We start from the raw sequence: 18,117 nt of genomic DNA, 5'->3' as shown, positions 1-18,117 counted from the left end.
GGTCAAATTAATTTAAAAAAGGATAATTAACGCATGCAAAAAAAACGAGTCTTTTCAGGCATTCAGCCTACAGGACAAATCCATTTGGGTAATTATCTAGGAGCGATTAAACACTGGGTTAGGATGCAAGATGAATATGAAAACCTTTTTTGTGTGGTCAATTCGCATGCCATTACTCTACCCATAGAGCCTAAGTTTTTAAAATTTCAAAGCTATGAATTAGTCAAATTACTTTTAGCTTGTGGGATTAATTCTAGCAAATCAGGGTTATTTATTCAAAGTGAAATTGATGAACACCCAGCATTAGCGTGGCTATTAGATTGTCAAGTGTCTATGGGGGAAATGCAACGCATGACGCAATTTAAAGACAAGTCTTTAAAAAACCCAAAAAGTGTGAATGTGGGGCTTTTTAATTACCCTGTTTTAATGGCATCAGATATTTTATTGTATCAAACGGATTTGGTGCCGGTGGGAGAAGACCAAAAACAGCATTTAGAGCTCACACGAAATGTAGCAGAGAAGTTTAATAGGGATTTTGGAGAATGCTTTAAAGTGCCTGAACCTTTGATTGCAAAAGTAGGGGCAAGAGTTATGGGACTAGATGAACCAAGTATTAAGATGAGTAAATCGCATAAGGGAATAAATCATGCGATTTTTCTTTTAGATGAACCTGATGTGATTCTTAGAAAAATCAAAAAAGCCACTACGGATTCTATTGGCACAATTGTATTTGATGAAAATAGAGAAGGTATTTTTAATCTCTTAAACATTTATATGCTTTTAAGTCATGAAAGCAAAGAAAATATAGAAGAGCGTTTTAGAAATAAGGGCTATGGGGATTTTAAAAAAGAATTAGCTGAAGTGATTATCCAAGCCTTAAAACCCATACAAGAAAAATATAAAGAAATTAGTGATGATGAAGTGAGAATGGTGTTAAATCAAGGTATAGAAAAAGCTAGACCCTTAGCTAAAGAGACTTATCAAAAAGCTAAAGATTTAATGGGGCTAATTTAAGTGTTTTTTAAAATTTTGGGCTTATTTTTAGGGGTATTTTATACTTTAAAAGCAACGCCCTATTTGTATTTGGGCGAAGAACCTAAATACAAGGATAAATTCACGCATTTTGAGTATGTTAATCCTAACGCCCCAAAAGGTGGGGTCTTAAGAAATGATGCAATAGGGACTTTTGATAGTTTAAATCCTTTTATTATTAAAGGCACTAAAGTAGAAGGCTTGGATTTAATTTATGATACTTTAATGGCACAAAGTTTAGATGAGCCTTATGCAGAATATCCTTTGATTGCTAAAGATGCAGAAGTGGCTAAGGATAATAGTTATGTGATTTTTACCCTAGATAAAAGAGCAAGATTTAGCAATAACGCTCCCATTTTGGCTGTTGATGTAAAATTTAGCTTTGATACGATTATGAAACTTGGTTCGCCTATTTACAAGCAATACTACCAAGATGTAGAAAAATGCGTTATTTTAGACAAACATCGTGTTAAATTCATCTTTAAAACCACTGAAAATAAAGAGTTGCCTTTGATTTTAGGGCAACTACAAATCTTTTTTAAAAAAGCTTTTCAAAAAGATTATTTTGATAAAAACCCTTTGTTAATTCCGGTATCTAGTGGTCCTTATGTGATTTCTTCATTTAATATTGGCAAAAGAGTTGTTTATAGGCGTAATTTTAATTATTGGGCTAAGAATCTTCCAAGCAGAAAAGGGCAATTTAATTTCAATCAAGTGAGATTTGAGTATTACAAAGATGAAACCATTGCTTTACAAGCCTTTTTAAGCGGAGCGTATGACTGGCGGATTGAAAGCGTGGCTAAAATTTGGGCTAGAGGCTATACCGGTAAGGCAATAGAAAATAAAGAAATCATTAAGCATTTAATCCATCATAAAATGCCAAGTGGCATGCAAGGGTTTTTCTTTAACACACGCCGTGAAGTTTTTAAGGATAAGAGGGTGCGTGAGGCTTTATTCTATGCCTTTGATTTTGAATGGGCTAATAAAAACTTGTTTTTTTCACAATATGAACGCACCACGAGTTTTTTTAACAATTCTGTTTATGCGTCATCTCTTTTACCAAGCCCTGAAGAAAAAGCCCTATTGACCCCTTATCAAAAAATCTTAGATGAAAGGGTTTTTAATGAGCCTTTTGTCGTGCCAAGAACTGATGGTGCAGATGTTTTAAACTATAATTTAAGAGAGAATTTAAAATATGCCCAACAGCTTTTAAAAAATGCCGGCTACACTTTCAAAAACATGCGTTTGATAGACCCTAAAACCCATAAACCTTTTAGTTTTACTCTGCTTTTAAATAGCCCCGCATTTGAAAGATTGGCTTTAGCGTATGCTAAGAATTTAAAGATTTTAGGCATTGAGATGAAAATCAAACGCATGGATTTGAGCCAATATATGAACCGCCTTAAAAGTTTTGATTTTGATATGATTGTAGGCGTGATTGGGCAATCGCCTTTTCCGGGCAATGAGCAACGCTTTTATTTTAGTTCATATAGTGCTAAAGAAAAAGGCTCTAGAAATTATGCGGGCATTTCTAATAAAGCTGTGGATAATTTGATTGAAAAAGTCATTATGGCAAAAACCCATGATGAACGGGTTAATGCCACTAGAGCGTTAGATAGAGTGTTATTGTGGGGGTTTTATGTTGTGCCACATTTTTACTTGCCTAATTATCGTTTGGCTGTTTGGAAAAAAATTGGCATGCCAACTTACACCCCTAGCTATGGATTCTCCCCTTATTTGTGGTGGGATAATACAATAAAGAGTTCAAAATGATAGCTTATATATTCAAACGCTTGTGTCTTATTGTGCCTACTTTACTTGGAATTATTACGATTAATTTTTTTCTTATTCAAACCGCACCCGGAGGTCCTATAGAGCAGATAATGGCAAAGCTTGATAATGCCTCTTCTAAAGAATCGCTTAGTATTGCCAATAAAGAACGCACTTATAGAGGCGCTCAAGGCTTAGATTCTGAGCTATACGCCTCATTGGTAAAACTCTATGGGTTTGATAAGTCTATTAGCGAGCGTTATTTTTTAATGCTTAAAAACTATTTGAAGTTTGATTTTGGGGAGAGCTTTTATCGCCAAATTAAAGTGGTAGATTTGATTAAAGAAAAATTGCCTGTATCTATTTCTTTAGGGCTTTTTAGCACGCTTTTAATTTATTTGATCTCTATTCCTTTGGGGATTTTTAAGGCTAGACACAATAATGAACCTTTAGATGTGCTTAGTAGTATGGCAATTATTATTGCTAATGCTATTCCAGCGTTTTTATTTGCAGTAGTGTTGATTATCTTTTTTGCAGGGGGGAATTATTTGCATTGGTTTCCTTTAAAGGGGCTAGTGAGCGATAATTTTGAAAGCTTAAGCACGCTAGGCAAGATAAAGGATTATTTGTGGCATATTACCTTGCCTGTTCTTTGTATTTCTTTGGGTGGGTTTGCAAGTCTCACGCTTTTAGTTAAAAATTCTTTTTTAGATGAAATGGGAAAGCTTTATGTGGTGAGCGCTAAAGCTAAGGGCTGTTCAATGGGGCGTATTTTTTATGCGCATGTATTTCGTAATGCGATTTTATTAGTGGTATCTGGGTTTCCTCAAGCTTTTTTAGGCATATTCTTTAGCTCAAGTTTACTCATTGAAATTATATTTAGTTTAGATGGGCTAGGGTTATTAGGGTATGAAAGTATTGTAAGTAGGGATTATCCGGTTATTTTTGGCTCGCTTTATATTTTTACGCTTTTAGGATTGCTTGCAAGTTTAGCAAGTGATCTGCTTTGTGCTGTGATTGACCCTAGAATTGATTTTGAAAAGCGTTAAGAAAGGAAAGAATGGCTTATAAGACATACAAGCAAGCGGGTGTGGATATTGATGAAGGGAATGCTTTGGTAGAATGGATTAAGCCTTTGGCACAATCCACTTTTAATACGCAAGTTTTAGGGGGTATTGGAGGTTTTGCTGGGGCGTTCAAATTGCCTAAGGGGTATGAAGAGCCTGTGCTTTTAGCATGCGCTGATGGAGTGGGGACAAAATTGCGTTTAGCTATTGAAACAAGGCGTTTTAATACGATTGGAATTGACTTAGTGGCAATGTGTGTGAATGACTTATTGTGTCATTTTGCCAAGCCTCTATTTTTTTTGGATTATTATGCTAGTGCGAAACTAATCAAGGAAGAGGCCATAGAAGTTGTTCGGGGTATTACGCAAGGTTGTTTGATGACGAATATAGCGTTTTTAGGGGGCGAGAGCGCTGAAATGCCCGGATTTTATACGCATAAAGACTTTGATTTAGCGGGTTTTGCAGTAGGAATTTGTGAAGAAAAGGATTTAGAATGCCCAAAGACATTAAAAGAGGGCGATGTTTTAGTGGGTCTTAAAAGTTCAGGGTTACATAGCAATGGTTATGCTTTGGCGTATAAAATTCTATTAGAGGATTTGAATTTTAAGTATCACACTATGTTGGGCGATAAGCCTTTAATAGATGTGCTGTTAGAGCCTACACGAATTTATGTGGCTGAGATAGAGAGCGTCAAAAAACATCTTAAAGCCCTAGCTCACATTACAGGAGGGGGGTTATTAGAAAATGTGGCACGCATTTTGCCTAAGCATTTAAGCGCTGTTATTCATAAGCAAGCGTTAAATTTTGCTGAAATTTTTGCTATTCTTAAAGAACAAGTGGGCGAGAAAGAGGCATTTAGAGTGTTTAATATGGGGATAGGAATGGTTTTAATTGTAGGCAAGGAGGCGCTTTTAGAGGTGCTTGAAACATTAGGTAATCATGCGTGTGTAATAGGGACTTTAGAGTTAAAAAATACGCAAAATTTTGTTGTGTTGAGGTAGTAAAGATGAACTTTTTTTTTAGGCTTTATGCACAACCTTTATTGGTGCTTATAGCTTTTTTATTGGGGTATGTGTTGGTATATATGGGAGGAGTTTATGCTACAAAGCAGACTTCAAAGACATTAGAAGTGGTTGAAACCCCAGCTGTAGAAAATACGCCTACACATAGTGATTTGAATATTGATAAGAGCATAGAACAAAAACCTTTAAAAGAAACCCCTATTCAAGGAGTTGCGCCATCTCAAAATCAAAGCGTTGATGAAAGCGATCATTCTATAGATGCCACTCCTAATATAGAAAATTCGCAAGTAGAAATCAAAGAAAATGCCCTAGAAAAACCGCAAGAAAACATGCATATTTTAGGCGATTATGCGGTTATTCCTTCAAGCGTGAATGTGCGTGCCTTACCTAGCACTAGGGGTAAGGTTATTGGAGGGCTTTTAAAAGACCAAAGCGTGCAAGTTTTAGAGATAAAAAACGATTGGGCAAAAATCCAATTTTCTTCTTCTATGCAAGGTTATGTATTTTTTAAGCTTTTAAAAAAAATAACCCATGAAGAGACCTTGCATTAAAAAGAGCTTTAAAAGATGATTTTAAAATCTTTTGGGGTTTTTGGTAATCCTATCAAGCACTCTAAATCACCCTTAATCCATAACGCTTGTTTTTTAGCTTATAAAGATAAGCTTGGTTTTTTGGGGCATTACCACCCCTTGCTACTTCCTTTAGAAAAAAGTCTTAAAAAAGTTTTTTTGAATTTAGGACTTTGTGGAGCGAATGTTACCTTGCCTTTTAAAGAAGAGGCTTTTAAGATTTGTCATAGGGTGGAGGGCATTGCTAAACAATGCGGTTCTGTTAATACGCTTATTTTAGAGAATGATGAAATTATAGGCTATAACACGGATGCACTTGGGTTTTATCGCACTCTAAAATACCCTTTTAAAAACGCTCTTATTTTAGGCGCTGGAGGGAGTGCGAGGGCTTTGGCATGTGAATTATTAAAACAAGGTATAGAAGTGAGCGTATTAAATCGCTCTAAGGAAAAATTAGAATTTTTTAAACAAATTGGCTGTGAATGCAAAACTTGGCAAGATTTACCTCAAAAATCTTTTGAATTGGTAGTCAACACCACTTCAGCGAGCTTGGATAATAAACTACCTCTAGCCTCAGAGCCTTTAATAACACTTCTTAAAAAGTCTCAATTAGCGTATGATTTGATGTATAACACCTTAACGCCCTTTTTATCCTTAGCGCATTCTATGGGGATAGAAATTCAAGATGGCACAAACATGCTTTTAGCTCAAGCGTCTTTGAGCTTTGAATATTTTAGTCATCACACAATAAGCTATGAAGAGGCTTTTAAAATAATGCAAAGTGTCTTGTAATGCAACGCTTTTTGACGCAGTTATTCTATGGGGTAAAAAGTGTTCCTAAAAAATTCTCAGCTTTTTTAGAAAATAGTGCGATTAAAGAAGTTTTAGAGATTAAAAAAAATCATCTTATTTTAAAACAAGGTTTTGATATTGGTAGAATTGATTACGCTAAAGAGCATCGAGCGTTTTTAATCTCGCTAGGATTTAACCACTCTAAAGACCCCATTATTAAAGGACTTCCTAAGCATGTTGCCCCTAATGCCATTATATTGTGTTCTATCCATTTTAATCGCAAACGCCCTATAGCACGCTATATTGCCACTCTTTCTATCAAAACGCATTCTTCTATGGTGTGCTATTTGGCTAAAGTCCGCCAAAAAATAGTCGCTTTAAGTTTCAAAGACCCCTTAAAAACACCCATTATTTTAAAGCATAGCCAAAAATCCTTATTAGAACTGCCTAGACATTGTGTGGTTGAAATAGATATTAAAGAGCGTAAAATTATAGAGATTTTAGGGGCTTTAGAAGACCCTCTAATAGATGAAAAATTATCCTTAAGCCTTTTGAGTAGAAAAACAGAATTTTCTAACGATGCCTTAAATATGGCACAAAGTTTTTCTCAAACGCCAGCACAAGGCTTTGTAAAACGCCAAGATTATACGCGCTTGCCTTTTATCACTATTGACCCAAAAGATGCCAAAGATTTTGATGATGCGATTTTTTATGACCAAGAAAAAAACACGCTTTTTGTAGCGATTGCTGATGTGAGCGCGTATGTGCCATTGCATTCAGTGCTAGACTTAGAGGCTAGAACAAGGGGCTTTAGCGTGTATTTTCCTAACCATGTCTATCCTATGTTGCCCCCTAGCCTTAGCCAAGGGGCTTGTTCATTGAGGGCTACAGAAAAGCGCCTTGCTATGGTGTGGGAAATTCCTCTTAACGCTTTGCAAGAGGCTAAGCTCATTCAAGCTATTATTGAAGTGCGGGCTAACACTAGCTATGAAGAAATAGAGGATTTTTTAAGTCATTCTACAACTTGTGCTTTGTCTAAAAACATTCAAAAAAGCCTTTTAAGTTTTTTACCCTTAGCGTTAGAACTAAGAAAAGAGCGTTTAAAAAAAGGGTTTGATTTTGTCAATGATAAAAGAATGCTTTGCTTAGATAATAAGGGGCGTTTAGAAAGCTTGTGTTTGGATAAAGAGGGGATAGCCCATAGCATTATAGAAGAGGCTATGCTATTAGCTAATCAAGCGAGTGCAAGACTTTTAGATAAGGCTTTAGGGGGGCAAGGGATTTATCGTGTGCATGAAAAACCCACTTTAGAACAGCAAAAACGCTTGAGTGCTAAGCTTTTTAGCTATGGATTTGAACGCTCTAAAAAGATGTCTTTGCATGATTTTTTAAGCCATGTTTTAGAGCTTGCCAAAGAGAGGGGGTTAGAAAATGAAGTAGGGCATATTATTATCAAAGCTCAGCAAGAGGCACGCTATAGCCCTATCAATGAGGGGCATTTTGGCTTAGGATTTGAGAGTTACACGCATTTCACTTCGCCTATTAGAAGATATAGCGATTTAATGTTGCATAGAATATTAAAAGAATTGTTGTTTGGAAATGATAAAAAGCTTGCTTACTTGCTTGAAGAAGTCTCAGTCTTATGCGCTGAATTGAATGCGTTGCAAAAAAATGTGGCTTTGATTGAAAGAGATTTTAGAAAACGCAAATTCGCTCGCTATGCTTTAGAACATCTTAATGAAGAATTTGAGGGTGTGGTTTTAGAAAATAAGGAATTTATTGTTGTAGGGTTAAGAGAGAGGCTAATAGGGGCTAAAGTTTTAGTAAAATCCAAACACCTTTTTGATACGCTAGAAAAAGTGTGCATAAAAATCACTCAAGCAGATTTAGTTTCAGGCGAGATTAGAGGCGAGATTAAACAAAGGATTTGAATGTATCGCAATAAAAGATTAGGCAAACTTTATCGCAACGATTTAGACACTTACTTAAAAACAAAGCTTCCAAAAGCAGTGTTGCTATATGGAGAATCTGATTTTTTTATCAAACATTACACGCAAAAAATCCGCTCTTTAATCGCTCAAAAAAACCCTAGCGTAGAAACTTATCTTATTTACACCACTGATTATGAGCCAGATAAAATCTTAACTCTATTGGAGCAAGATTCTTTGTTTGGCGAGCCTAGTTTGGTAGTTTTAGAGCTTGAAAGTGCACTTTTGCAAAAAGCACGCAAAAAATTTAGAGAAGAATATATTAGTCTTTTTTTAAAAGCCTTAGAGCGTCATAGTGCCAATGGATTGATTATAGGGCTTTATGGGGCTAAGAGTGATGATGCAAGCAGATACAAACGCCTTAGTGAGACGCTATTAAAAGCTTTTCATAAAAGCTCATTAAAAGATGAAATGACTTACGCACGCTTTTTTATGCCTAATCTTTCAGAAAGCTTGGGTTTTTTGCAAGCGAGTGCAACAAGTTTGCAAATAGAAATCAACGCCCATTTATTAAGTGCCTTGCTTGAAATTGATAACAATGATTTGAGTATTGCGCATAGCGATTTGCAAAAATTAGCCATTTTAGAACGCCCTATTACCATAGAAGATATTAAAGAGCTTTCTAGCTGTGCGGGGGATATGGATTTGCAAAAGCTTTTTGAGACACTTTTTGGCAAAAATCAAAATGAAATGCTTGCAACTTATCAATATTTGCTTAAAGAGGGGGTAAAAGATTTAGATATTTTAAGGGGGGTAGAAAGGTATTTTTACCAGCTTTTTTTATTTTTTGCCCATATTAAAACAACAGGGGCTGTCAACGCCTTAGAAGTTCTTGGCTATGCCCCCCCACAAGCTATAATAGATGGCTATACTAAGCGAGCGTTACGCTTGAAAGAAATAGGATATAAGAAAGTTTTTGAGATTTTTAAATTATGGCATATCCAAAGCATGCAAGGTAAAAAAGAGCTAGGATTATTGTATTTAATAAAAATTCAAGGCTATTTACGATAAAATGCAGAGTTTTTTAGACCTTGCCCTTTTTTAGTAAAAAAAGGGCTATACAACCACAAGGAGAATTAATGAGGCATTATGAGACGATGTTTGTCCTCAAACCTACTTTAGTAGAAGAAGAAATCAAGGCAAAAATTGATTTCTATAAAGAAGTCATTCTTAAGCATGGCGGAACGATTGAGACCAATTTAGATATGGGTATGCGTAACTTGGCTTATGAAATCAAAAAACATAAGAGAGGCTATTATTATGTGATTTATTTTAAAGCTCCTCCGTCAATGATTTTAGAGCTTGAGAGATTGTATCGCATTAATGAAGATGTTTTACGCTTTATTGTTGTTAAATACACTAGCAAAAAAGAAGTAGATGCATGGCATTCTTTAGTGGATAAAGCTAATAAAAAGCCAACTCATGCTAAAGAAAGCCATAAATCTGAACATGCACACCATCATCATGAGACACATCATCATGAGCATAGTGAGCATGGCGAAAAACCGCAAGAAAGCACAGAGGCTCACAGCGAGTAAGCGTTGTTAAATTGGAAAGACCTTTAAAGAGAGACTTTAATTATGTATAACAAAGTGATTATGGTAGGACGCTTGACTAGGAATGTAGAATTAAAGTATTTGCCAAGTGGTTCAGCAGCTGCAACCATTGGCTTAGCAACAAATAGGCGTTTTAAAAAACAAGATGGCACGCAAGGCGAAGAAGTTTGTTTTATAGATGTGCGTTTGTTTGGGCGCACCGCAGAAATCGCTAACCAATTTTTACACAAAGGCTCAAGTGTGCTTGTAGAAGGACGCTTGACTTTGGAGAGTTGGACAGACCAAATGGGTAAGAAAAATTCACGCCACACCATTACGGCTGATACCTTACAATTTATGGATAAAAAACCTACTGAAGAGCAAGCTCATCATGACAACTCTTCTTTTGGGACTAATTCTTATAATAACGCCTATACAAGCCATGATAACTTTTCTCAAAGCCCCTCTAATGGCTATTCTAATTACCAAAACGCTTATGCACAAGAAAAACCTCAGGCACAGCCACCTAAATACCAAAACAGCGTGCCTGAAATCAATATAGATGAAGAAGAAATCCCTTTTTAAGGGTTAATTTAAGGAGAAAATTATGGAAAGAAAACGCTATTCAAAACGCTACTGCAAATACACTGAGGCTAAAATCAATTTTATTGATTACAAAGACTTAGACATGCTCAAGCACACGCTATCAGAGCGCTATAAAATCATGCCTAGAAGATTGACAGGTAATAGCAAAAAATGGCAAGAAAGAGTGGAAGTAGCGATTAAAAGAGCTCGTCATATGGCATTAATCCCTTATATTGTGGATAGAAAAAAAGTCATAGACAACCCTTTCAAACAGCACTAAGCCTTTTTATCTTTGGGGGCGGTGCTTGTCCCCCCCTTTCTTTCATATTTACAATCTTTTCTAATTTTTGCTTTTTGCTTTTATTTCTCTTATTTTTTAATAGCTTTTAATTAATTTAATCAAAAATAAAGAAAATTAAGACAATAATAGCACTGATAAACTATAAGGATAAACCATGATTAAACGAGAGAGAAAAAGAGAGAGTAAAAGGCAAAATATTTTGAAAAATAATAAAAATCTTATAATGAATTTAAAACAGCTAAATAAAAGCGTGGCTTTAGTATTTGTAGGGTTATTGAGTAACTTAGAGGCCCACCCAAAAGACGGCTTTTTTGTAGAGGGTGGGTTTGAAACCGGCGAATTACAAGCTAGGCAAAGAGAAAGAGCAAAAAGATTGACCCCAATTAGTAACCCTCCCTCATTAGCATTTCCTAATAACCAAAGCAATAGCAATAACTCTCAAATAAATAAACCCCAAGCAAGCATAAATAAAGACCAAATAAGCTCTTCCCCTCAAATAGATGAACCCCAAGCAGATGAACCTCAAATAGATGAGCCTGAACAAGTTGTTTTAAAATACCCTACTTTAAAAAATGGAGCTGATATTAAGCAACTAGAGAAAGATATAAAAGCGATTGATACTTCTAATAGCCAAGAACTTTTTACGAAAGACAATATCACAGACCCTTCTCGTGCTTTTAGCACTACTGCACCCATTAAAATCACGCTTGAAAATAAAGAAGGTAAAGTCAGCATTCAAAACTTCTTGCCTTATGATTTAGAAAATGTTAATGTGGTAGTCAAGTATTTGGAAAATGGAGCTACAGATAATTCCCAAGCAAAAGAGATTAAAATCGCTACGATTGCCAAACTAGGTGCGGATAAAGAAGTATTGCTAGACCCTAGTCAATTTCCTAATTTAAAAGAATATTTTGAGGGTTCTATTGACCCTCAAGATTTTATAATAAAGGCAGGTAGTGGAGCTGATGGCAATACTGAAAGGGTTTTAGAAGCCATTAATACTATTACAACTAATATTAGTGGGCATTTTAGCAATGAACAACATTGGAGTTATTGTAAGAATGGAGGGGTTTCTACTAAACCCAATAATCTTTATCCATGTGTAGTGGAAATGACAACAGAAGATGCTAAAAATTATTTTAATACTTTCTTAAGCATAGCGTATGTAATAGACTCAAAAGAATGGGAAGATATGGTAAGAAATGCACCCTTTAAGTTTTGGAATGGTTGGAAAGGGGGTATCATTGAGCCACAAACGGTTATTGATAAGTTTAGAACTGATGCCCCAAACCTAAGCTTAAGAGTGCTTGCCAATACAAGCAATGTGCGAGGACAGGCGAAAGCAGGAGGTAGTTATTTTGCTGTAAAATCTGAATTTCTAAATCTTGGCAAGCTAGATTTACTAAAAGATAATAAATATTGCGACGCACCTAATGAACTTGCTGTTGGAAATTGTATGCAAAAATATGGTAACGCTCATGTTGTCTTACATGAATTTGCACACACTAAAGGATATGCACTTGGAAATGGTGGCTCTCATACGGGCAATATGACAAGCTCTTTAAGCGATGGTTTTCCGGCTCTAACTATTGATGCGTGGATACAATTAGGGGCTAAAGGCAAATTGCCTATTTATTTTGATGGTAAAGGACAAGTAGAAGTAGTTGATGATGTAAGTAAGGTAAAGCATGAGCTTGGAGAAAATAAAGCAAAACGATACGATTGTGATGGGATTAATGTAAATAATAAAACAGAATGCAGACCCCTTGAACATATTCCAAGCATCTCTGTTGTAGCACAAAAAGAGCAAGGTTTGCAACATGCTCAAGTAAGCGTATCATCTCGCTACTTGCAACTTCCTAGCCAAGATAATAGCACCACCCGCACAGAAAGTTCTATCAATGCAAGCTTAAGTTCTATGTTTAGCGAGCATTTAAGCAACGCTTTTATCGCACTTTCAAATCAAGCAAATAATAATGATATTCAAACTAGCACCAAAGAACAAACCCTTAAAGCCCCTATGCTAGGCTTTAATGCCATGCTAGGCTATCAGCAATATTTTAATGACTATATAGGATTATCCTACTACGGCTTTTTTAATTACAATAATGCAAATCTTAAAGGTGTTTTAAATCAAGTAACGCAATTAGGTTTGGGAGTGGGGAGCAATTTGCTTATAGATTTTTATACGAGTTATACTAATGACAGCGTTCGTAGTGTTTTTGGGATTTTTGGTGGTCTTAGGGGCTTATGGAATAATTATAAGAGCAATGGGCTAATTAAACTCAATAAAAACTTAGGGAATATCCATTTTACAACCGGCATTAATTACCGCTACAAGCATTCTAAGTTTTCTATTGGCATAGCCTTGCCCTTACTTAAGCAAAACATCAACGCTAAAAGCGTGCAAGACACCACTATAAGCGAAGTAGAATTAAGTGAGACGCCAAAAAACATGCATATTTATTTTAATTATGGTTGGATATTTTAGTTTTGTTTGCAACCGATAGGAAGTTTTTTGTGCTTATCTTTAAAATTTTTTGTAATTATTTTTTCGGCTAGCCTAGTAGGGCTATCTTGATGGGTCTCACCAAACAAAGTGTAAGTATGTTTTTCTGGGAAAAACGCATATACTTGCACGATTTTATTAATTTTTAAAAGCGATTTTAATATAAAATGATTTGTATCATTACGAGGGTTTTTACCACCATTATAATTTGATACACGCCCTCCTATGTTTCTGACACTTTGACCGATTTTGAAAATTTTACCTTGAATAACAAACACATATACAAGCCCTTCAGTCTTCATGTTCTTTTCATCAATAGCTTTAATTTCTAATTTTTCTAAATCATTGTTAGGGATTAATTCACACAACAAGTTAAAATGCTCTTTATATTCAAAGTCTTTATAATCAATTTCATCTTTCAAGTCATCAATATTTTTTAAAATTACAATATTCTTATTTTTTGCCATAATATTGTCTCCATACTTTTTGATTAAGCATATCAAAATAAGATTTAATCTGTGGAAAGCTATATAGTTTCATGCGTTCGTGTTTTAAAAAGGGCGTTTTCTACTAAGAGAGAGCTAACACTTAAACCTTTCTAACTTCAAATTACTAAGAGCGATTATGCCACATTTTAGCTTGAATTTCTTTTTATCTAGCAAATCCTAGGTAAGATTTCACCTTCTGGCATTTCTAAGATTCTTTCAAAACCCCATGCATTTTTTAAAGTTACACTAGGATAGGGGTTGTCAAACACTTCGCCTATAATGCAAGCGTTTTTGCCTTTTTTGTCAGCATGTAAGAGTTCTAGAGCTTTAGGGGCGTCTTTTTTATCCATAGCTAGGACAAATACCCCTTCATTAGCTAGTGCGTAGGGTTCTAGCCCTAAAACCTCACAAATGCCTTGAGTTTCTTCTTTCAAAGGAATTTTATCTTCTTCTATAATGATTTTTACAATTGAACTATTCGCCCATTCATTTAGAACGCTTGCTAGTCCGCCCCTAGTTGCATCTCTTAGAGCATAAATTTTTAAATCGCTTAAAAATAGGGGTTTTAATAAGGGATAGAGTAATTGACAATCGCTTTCTAAACTCGTTTTTAGCTTGATTTCATTACGCATAGCAAACAAGCTTGCCCCATGGTTTGCGATACTATCGCTTATAATAATGACTTGATTGGCTTTTAGATTTTGTGAAGAAATCTCTGGCTTTATGATTTTACCGATACAGGTTGTGTTAATAAAAAGCTTATCCACACTCCCCTTTGGCACGACCTTAGTGTCTAATGAGAGCAGTTTTAGATTCGCTTTGGCTAACTCCCTTTGAATGGAGTGTAGAATTTGTTTTAAAAGAGTGATTTCTAAGCCTTCTTCTAAAATAAAGCCTATATTCAAATAAAGCGGTTCGCCCCCTTGCATGCTCACATCATTCGCACTCCCACAAACACAGAGTTTCCCTATATCGCCCCCATTAAAAACTAAGGGCGTAATGACAAAACTATCCGTGCTGACACAATACTCCCCATTAGCCCTAAACTTAGGGGCATCTTCATTAAAAGCACTAATAAATTCTTTTAAATAAGGCATAAACACTTGCTCAATTAACGCATTAGTTTCTTGCCCCCCATTCCCACATGCTAGAGTTACGCTATCCATTGTTAATCCTTTTTGATAATTTGAGTTTGATAATACCCCATTAAAGCTTGACCGATAGCGATATTGCTATCATTAGGCGGAAAATTTTTGTGAAAAAAATAAGCTCTTTTAAGCTCTTTTAAGCGTTTAGCTAATTGCTCGCATAATAGTTTGTTACAAAACACGCCCCCACCAAACACCACTGCATACTCTTTAAAAGGCACAATTAAAGCGATAATGATTTCTACTAAACTATTAAAAAATTTCTTAGCGATATGTTTAGGTTCTAAAATATCCAAATCATTTTCAAACGCCTGATAAAATTTTCTTAAACACACTATATTGTCCTTAATTTCAAAAGGATAAATTGAAGTTTCACTGCTCTCTTTGGCTAAATTTTCTAAAACTTGACCGCTCTGGCTTTCAAAACTAATCTTTTCTACTAAGCTTAAACTAAACGCCACAATATCAAACAAACGCCCTATGGAATTTGTGGCTATGCTTTGAATTTGTCTTTCATGCATTTGTTTAAAAACCTCTAATTCATTTTCGTTAAAATGCCTTTGAATGCGTTTTAAAAGCCTGTTGAGTTGGTATTTTAAAGCGATTTCTAAAACTAGGCGTTTAGGCTCTTTGATAGCTTTCTCGCCCCCTAAAAGCAAAAATTCTTCAAATCTAGCGGCTTCTCTAATTTCTTTAAAATCCCCTATAAAGCATTCTGCCCCATAAATCTTATTCTCATAAGCCCCACTTCCATCCCAGATAATGCCTATAAAAACTTGCGTGTCTTTCAATGATTTATCTTGTAAAAATGCGTCTAGGATACTTGCTAAAAAGTGGGCATGGTGGTGTTGGACTTGTAATAAGGGTATGTTAAAATTAAGAGCCATTTTAGTGGTGGTGTAGTTTGGGTGTTTATCGCAAGCTAAAAGCGTGGGCTTAAAATCATAGGTGTTTAAAATAAAATTTAGAGTTTCTTTAAAGTGGTTTTTGTTTTCTAAAACATTCAAGTCCCCACAAAAAGGCGAGAGTAAAAGCGTGGAAGTCTCGCTATCTAGCAAGCTAAAATGCCCTTTTTGCTCCGCACCTAGAGCTAAAATTTTTTCTTTCTTTTTAAGGGGCTTTGGTAAGGTAATATAAAGTGGGGCAAACCCCCTAGCTAAACGCACTAAACGGATTTTATTATCCACGCATTGCGTGATACTATCATCAATCCTATGAATAATAAAGCGGTTGTGCGTGAGCTTAAAATCATAGAGAAAATGCAGTTTTTTAATTTCTTCTTCATTACTCGCTAAAGGTTGGGAGCTAAAATTCGCACTCGTAAAAATAATAGGAAAATCTAATAAATCTAATAATAAAGCATGCAAAGGGGTATAGGGCAATATGACGCCATAAAAAGGGGAGTTAGGGGCGATATTTGGGGCTAATGGAGTGTTAGTTTTTTTATGGGCTAAGAGTATGGGGGCATTAAAAGAGCTTAAGCTCTCGCATTCTAACTCGTTTAAAAACACATATTGTTGTGCTGTGTTTAAATCTTTAAGCATGAGTGCGAATGGCTTTAAGGGGCGATTTTTTAAAAGGCGTAATTTTTCTATAGTTACTTGATTTCTCGCATCGCAGATAAAGGCAAAACCCCCTAAGCCTTTAAGAGCGATGATTTTACCCTTTTGAATATCTTTAGCACATTCTAAAAGGGCGTCATAATCTTTTAATTCTTTATAGTTAAGCGTAATACCGCATTTTTGACAGCTTATGCCTTGAATATGAAATCGCTTATTTGTGGGGTCTTTATAAATAGAAGAACAAAACTCACAGAGTTTGAAAGGTTTTAAAGCAGAGTTTTCTCTGTCATAGGGCAAGGCGTTTAAAAGGCTGTATCTTGCCCCACATTTCGCACAAGAATTAAAAGCATAATGAAAATAGGGGGAGTGTCTATCCTTAATTTCAGACAAGCAATTTTTACACACGCCCAAGTCTTTGGGGATTTGACTACGCAAATTTAAAGCTTTAGTCTTGCTTTTTAAAATCCTAAAACCATTAAAATTTAGTGCTTTGTGATAAGGGTTAATTGTAATTTTTTCAATCAAAGCTAAGGGGGGTAAATTGTTTTTTAAAGCGTTTAAAAATAACTCGGTCTTGTTTTTAGGCAAGACAATTTCTAGGGCAGTGCTGACATTACGCACAAAGCCTACAAGCTCTAATTTTTGAGCTAGGGCGACTACAAAAGGGCGCATGCCTACGCCTTGAACCACGCCAAAAAGCGTGATTTTATTTAATATAGTTGCATCGTTACACAATGCAAGCTTCCATGTTGCTTGATTAGGGTGTTACAATTTATGCCTACTACTTCTAGGGGAGTGTGTTGTTTTAAGGTCTCTAAAATGAGTGTATCCTTAGGGTCGTTATAAGTTGGCACGATTAAGGCGTTATTACAAAATAAGAAGTTTACATAAGTAGCCGGTAATCGTTCGTTGTTCTCATCAAAAATCGCTTCGGGGATTTCTAAAGGGATTAGTTTATAAGGTGTGCCATCAAGTTTTTTAAAGGCTTTTAATTCTTCTTGCATTTTGGCTAATTCTTCATAATGCTCATCATTTTTATTATTGCATGCACTATAAACAATGGTATCTTTATCTAAAAACCGAGCGAGCGTGTCGGTATGACTATCTGTATCATCACCCTTTAAATAGCCATGCTCATACCATAACACTTGTTTAGCTCCTAATTCCTTTTTAAGCATGTTTTCTAGGTCGTTTTGATTCAAATGGGGGTTACGATTTGGTTCTAGTAGGCACTGAGTGTTGGTTAAAATAGTTCCAGCCCCATCACTTTCTATACTCCCACCTTCTAAGATATAGGGCATAGTCTTTAAGGGGTGTTTTAAAAACCCTAAATTTTTGAGTTTGAAATTCACTAGATTATCCAAATTTGATGGGTATTTTAACCCCCAGCCATTAAAACCAAAATTCAAGCACTCCAAAACGCCTTGATTTTCAATGCTGATAACTCCAAAATCTCTCGCCCATGTGTCATTTGTATCAATTCGTGCGATATTCACATTAGATAAATTTTTTAACCTTTCATAACCGATATTATCGTTAGTATGAACACACACTAAAACCTTTGTGTAATTTGCTATGGTTTGAATGATGTTTAAAAAGCTCTCTCTGGCTTCTTTAATACAATAATTCCAGTCGCCAAACTCATGGGGAAACGCCATTAAAATCGCTTGGTTTCTTTCAAATTCTGCTAACATTCTTTTCATTAAAAAATCCTATATTTTTAAGAAACTATAACACAATCTTTACAAG

The 18,117-nt window shown here is 35.5% G+C and carries 16 protein-coding genes; 12 read left to right on the top strand and 4 right to left on the bottom strand.

Features of this window, described 5'->3' with window-relative positions; genetic code table 11:
• The first annotated feature begins 33 nt into the window (after window positions 1–33).
• The 12 genes from trpS to C6H25_RS01715 all read left to right on the top strand — a co-directional run bounded on the left by trpS (window position 34) and on the right by C6H25_RS01715 (window position 13,152).
• A complete protein-coding gene (trpS, locus tag C6H25_RS01770; protein WP_104747781.1) occupies window positions 34–1,014 on the top strand; it encodes a tryptophan--tRNA ligase in 981 nt (326 codons plus the stop codon).
• Complete coding sequence (locus C6H25_RS01765; RefSeq protein WP_104747780.1) at window positions 1,015–2,805, top strand: extracellular solute-binding protein; 1,791 nt, start codon at window positions 1,015–1,017, stop codon at window positions 2,803–2,805.
• Entirely contained in the window at window positions 2,802–3,851 is a 1,050-nt protein-coding gene (gene yejB, locus C6H25_RS01760; protein ID WP_104747779.1) for a microcin C ABC transporter permease YejB, read from the top strand. The genes C6H25_RS01765 and yejB overlap by 4 nt, the downstream gene beginning before the upstream one ends.
• 11 nt (window positions 3,852–3,862) lie before the next feature.
• The gene (gene purM / locus C6H25_RS01755; protein WP_104747778.1) at window positions 3,863–4,870 is read left to right on the top strand and encodes a phosphoribosylformylglycinamidine cyclo-ligase; all 1,008 of its coding nucleotides are present in this window, start codon (window positions 3,863–3,865) and stop codon (window positions 4,868–4,870) included.
• Window positions 4,871–4,875: 5 nt separating this feature from the next.
• Entirely contained in the window at window positions 4,876–5,442 is a 567-nt protein-coding gene (locus C6H25_RS01750) for an SH3 domain-containing protein (protein WP_104747777.1), read from the top strand.
• Between the two features lie 15 nt (window positions 5,443–5,457).
• A complete protein-coding gene (locus C6H25_RS01745) occupies window positions 5,458–6,252 on the top strand; it encodes a shikimate dehydrogenase (protein ID WP_104747776.1) in 795 nt (264 codons plus the stop codon).
• On the top strand, window positions 6,252–8,183 hold the full coding sequence (locus C6H25_RS01740; protein WP_104747775.1) for an RNB domain-containing ribonuclease: 1,932 nt from the start codon (window positions 6,252–6,254) through the stop codon (window positions 8,181–8,183). The genes C6H25_RS01745 and C6H25_RS01740 overlap by 1 nt, the downstream gene beginning before the upstream one ends.
• A complete protein-coding gene (gene holA / locus C6H25_RS01735) occupies window positions 8,184–9,251 on the top strand; it encodes a DNA polymerase III subunit delta (protein WP_104747774.1) in 1,068 nt (355 codons plus the stop codon).
• Window positions 9,252–9,319: 68 nt separating this feature from the next.
• Window positions 9,320–9,778 (top strand): 30S ribosomal protein S6, encoded by a 459-nt coding sequence (gene rpsF, locus C6H25_RS01730; RefSeq protein WP_104747773.1) that lies wholly within the window; start codon window positions 9,320–9,322, stop codon window positions 9,776–9,778.
• A 42-nt stretch (window positions 9,779–9,820) separates the two neighbouring features.
• Window positions 9,821–10,360 (top strand): single-stranded DNA-binding protein, encoded by a 540-nt coding sequence (locus C6H25_RS01725; protein ID WP_104747772.1) that lies wholly within the window; start codon window positions 9,821–9,823, stop codon window positions 10,358–10,360.
• Window positions 10,361–10,382: 22 nt separating this feature from the next.
• Window positions 10,383–10,640, top strand: coding sequence for a 30S ribosomal protein S18 (gene rpsR, locus C6H25_RS01720; RefSeq protein WP_104747771.1), 258 nt, complete (start codon window positions 10,383–10,385; stop codon window positions 10,638–10,640).
• Window positions 10,641–10,815: 175 nt separating this feature from the next.
• The gene (locus C6H25_RS01715; protein WP_233707299.1) at window positions 10,816–13,152 is read left to right on the top strand and encodes an outer membrane beta-barrel protein; all 2,337 of its coding nucleotides are present in this window, start codon (window positions 10,816–10,818) and stop codon (window positions 13,150–13,152) included.
• Here the strand turns inward: C6H25_RS01715 and C6H25_RS01710 are convergent.
• From C6H25_RS01710 to C6H25_RS01695, 4 genes are all read right to left on the bottom strand, one after another.
• Complete coding sequence (locus tag C6H25_RS01710; RefSeq protein WP_104747770.1) at window positions 13,149–13,637, bottom strand: restriction endonuclease; 489 nt, start codon at window positions 13,635–13,637, stop codon at window positions 13,149–13,151. The genes C6H25_RS01715 and C6H25_RS01710 overlap by 4 nt on opposite strands.
• A 188-nt stretch (window positions 13,638–13,825) precedes the next feature.
• Window positions 13,826–14,824 (bottom strand): hydrogenase expression/formation protein HypE, encoded by a 999-nt coding sequence (gene hypE, locus C6H25_RS01705; RefSeq protein ID WP_104747769.1) that lies wholly within the window; start codon window positions 14,822–14,824, stop codon window positions 13,826–13,828.
• A gap of 2 nt (window positions 14,825–14,826) precedes the next feature.
• On the bottom strand, window positions 14,827–17,103 hold the full coding sequence (gene hypF, locus C6H25_RS01700) for a carbamoyltransferase HypF (RefSeq protein ID WP_104747768.1): 2,277 nt from the start codon (window positions 17,101–17,103) through the stop codon (window positions 14,827–14,829).
• Entirely contained in the window at window positions 17,079–18,071 is a 993-nt protein-coding gene (locus tag C6H25_RS01695) for an agmatine deiminase family protein (protein ID WP_104747767.1), read from the bottom strand. The genes hypF and C6H25_RS01695 overlap by 25 nt, the downstream gene beginning before the upstream one ends.
• Between the last annotated feature and the right edge of the window lie 46 nt (window positions 18,072–18,117).

Origin of the sequence: Helicobacter cetorum (assembly GCF_900198405.1) — a bacterium.
GTDB lineage: Bacteria > Campylobacterota > Campylobacteria > Campylobacterales > Helicobacteraceae > Helicobacter > Helicobacter cetorum_C.
Note: the sequence above shows the minus strand (reverse complement) of the source record. Positions and strands in the feature narration are given on the sequence as shown.

What these genes read in the sequence shown, in the direction of transcription:
- C6H25_RS01740 (WP_104747775.1), top strand. Translation starts at nt 6,252, where the DNA reads ATGCAACGCTTTTTGACGCAGTTATTCTATGGGGTAAAAAGTGTTCCT.
- rpsF (WP_104747773.1), top strand. Translation starts at nt 9,320, where the DNA reads ATGAGGCATTATGAGACGATGTTTGTCCTCAAACCTACTTTAGTAGAA.
- C6H25_RS01715 (WP_233707299.1), top strand. Translation starts at nt 10,816, where the DNA reads ATGATTAAACGAGAGAGAAAAAGAGAGAGTAAAAGGCAAAATATTTTG.
- purM (WP_104747778.1), top strand. Translation starts at nt 3,863, where the DNA reads ATGGCTTATAAGACATACAAGCAAGCGGGTGTGGATATTGATGAAGGG.
- C6H25_RS01725 (WP_104747772.1), top strand. Translation starts at nt 9,821, where the DNA reads ATGTATAACAAAGTGATTATGGTAGGACGCTTGACTAGGAATGTAGAA.
- C6H25_RS01750 (WP_104747777.1), top strand. Translation starts at nt 4,876, where the DNA reads ATGAACTTTTTTTTTAGGCTTTATGCACAACCTTTATTGGTGCTTATA.
- C6H25_RS01745 (WP_104747776.1), top strand. Translation starts at nt 5,458, where the DNA reads ATGATTTTAAAATCTTTTGGGGTTTTTGGTAATCCTATCAAGCACTCT.
- trpS (WP_104747781.1), top strand. Translation starts at nt 34, where the DNA reads ATGCAAAAAAAACGAGTCTTTTCAGGCATTCAGCCTACAGGACAAATC.
- yejB (WP_104747779.1), top strand. Translation starts at nt 2,802, where the DNA reads ATGATAGCTTATATATTCAAACGCTTGTGTCTTATTGTGCCTACTTTA.
- C6H25_RS01695 (WP_104747767.1), bottom strand. Translation starts at nt 18,071, where the DNA reads ATGAAAAGAATGTTAGCAGAATTTGAAAGAAACCAAGCGATTTTAATG.
- hypE (WP_104747769.1), bottom strand. Translation starts at nt 14,824, where the DNA reads ATGGATAGCGTAACTCTAGCATGTGGGAATGGGGGGCAAGAAACTAAT.
- rpsR (WP_104747771.1), top strand. Translation starts at nt 10,383, where the DNA reads ATGGAAAGAAAACGCTATTCAAAACGCTACTGCAAATACACTGAGGCT.
- holA (WP_104747774.1), top strand. Translation starts at nt 8,184, where the DNA reads ATGTATCGCAATAAAAGATTAGGCAAACTTTATCGCAACGATTTAGAC.
- C6H25_RS01710 (WP_104747770.1), bottom strand. Translation starts at nt 13,637, where the DNA reads ATGGCAAAAAATAAGAATATTGTAATTTTAAAAAATATTGATGACTTG.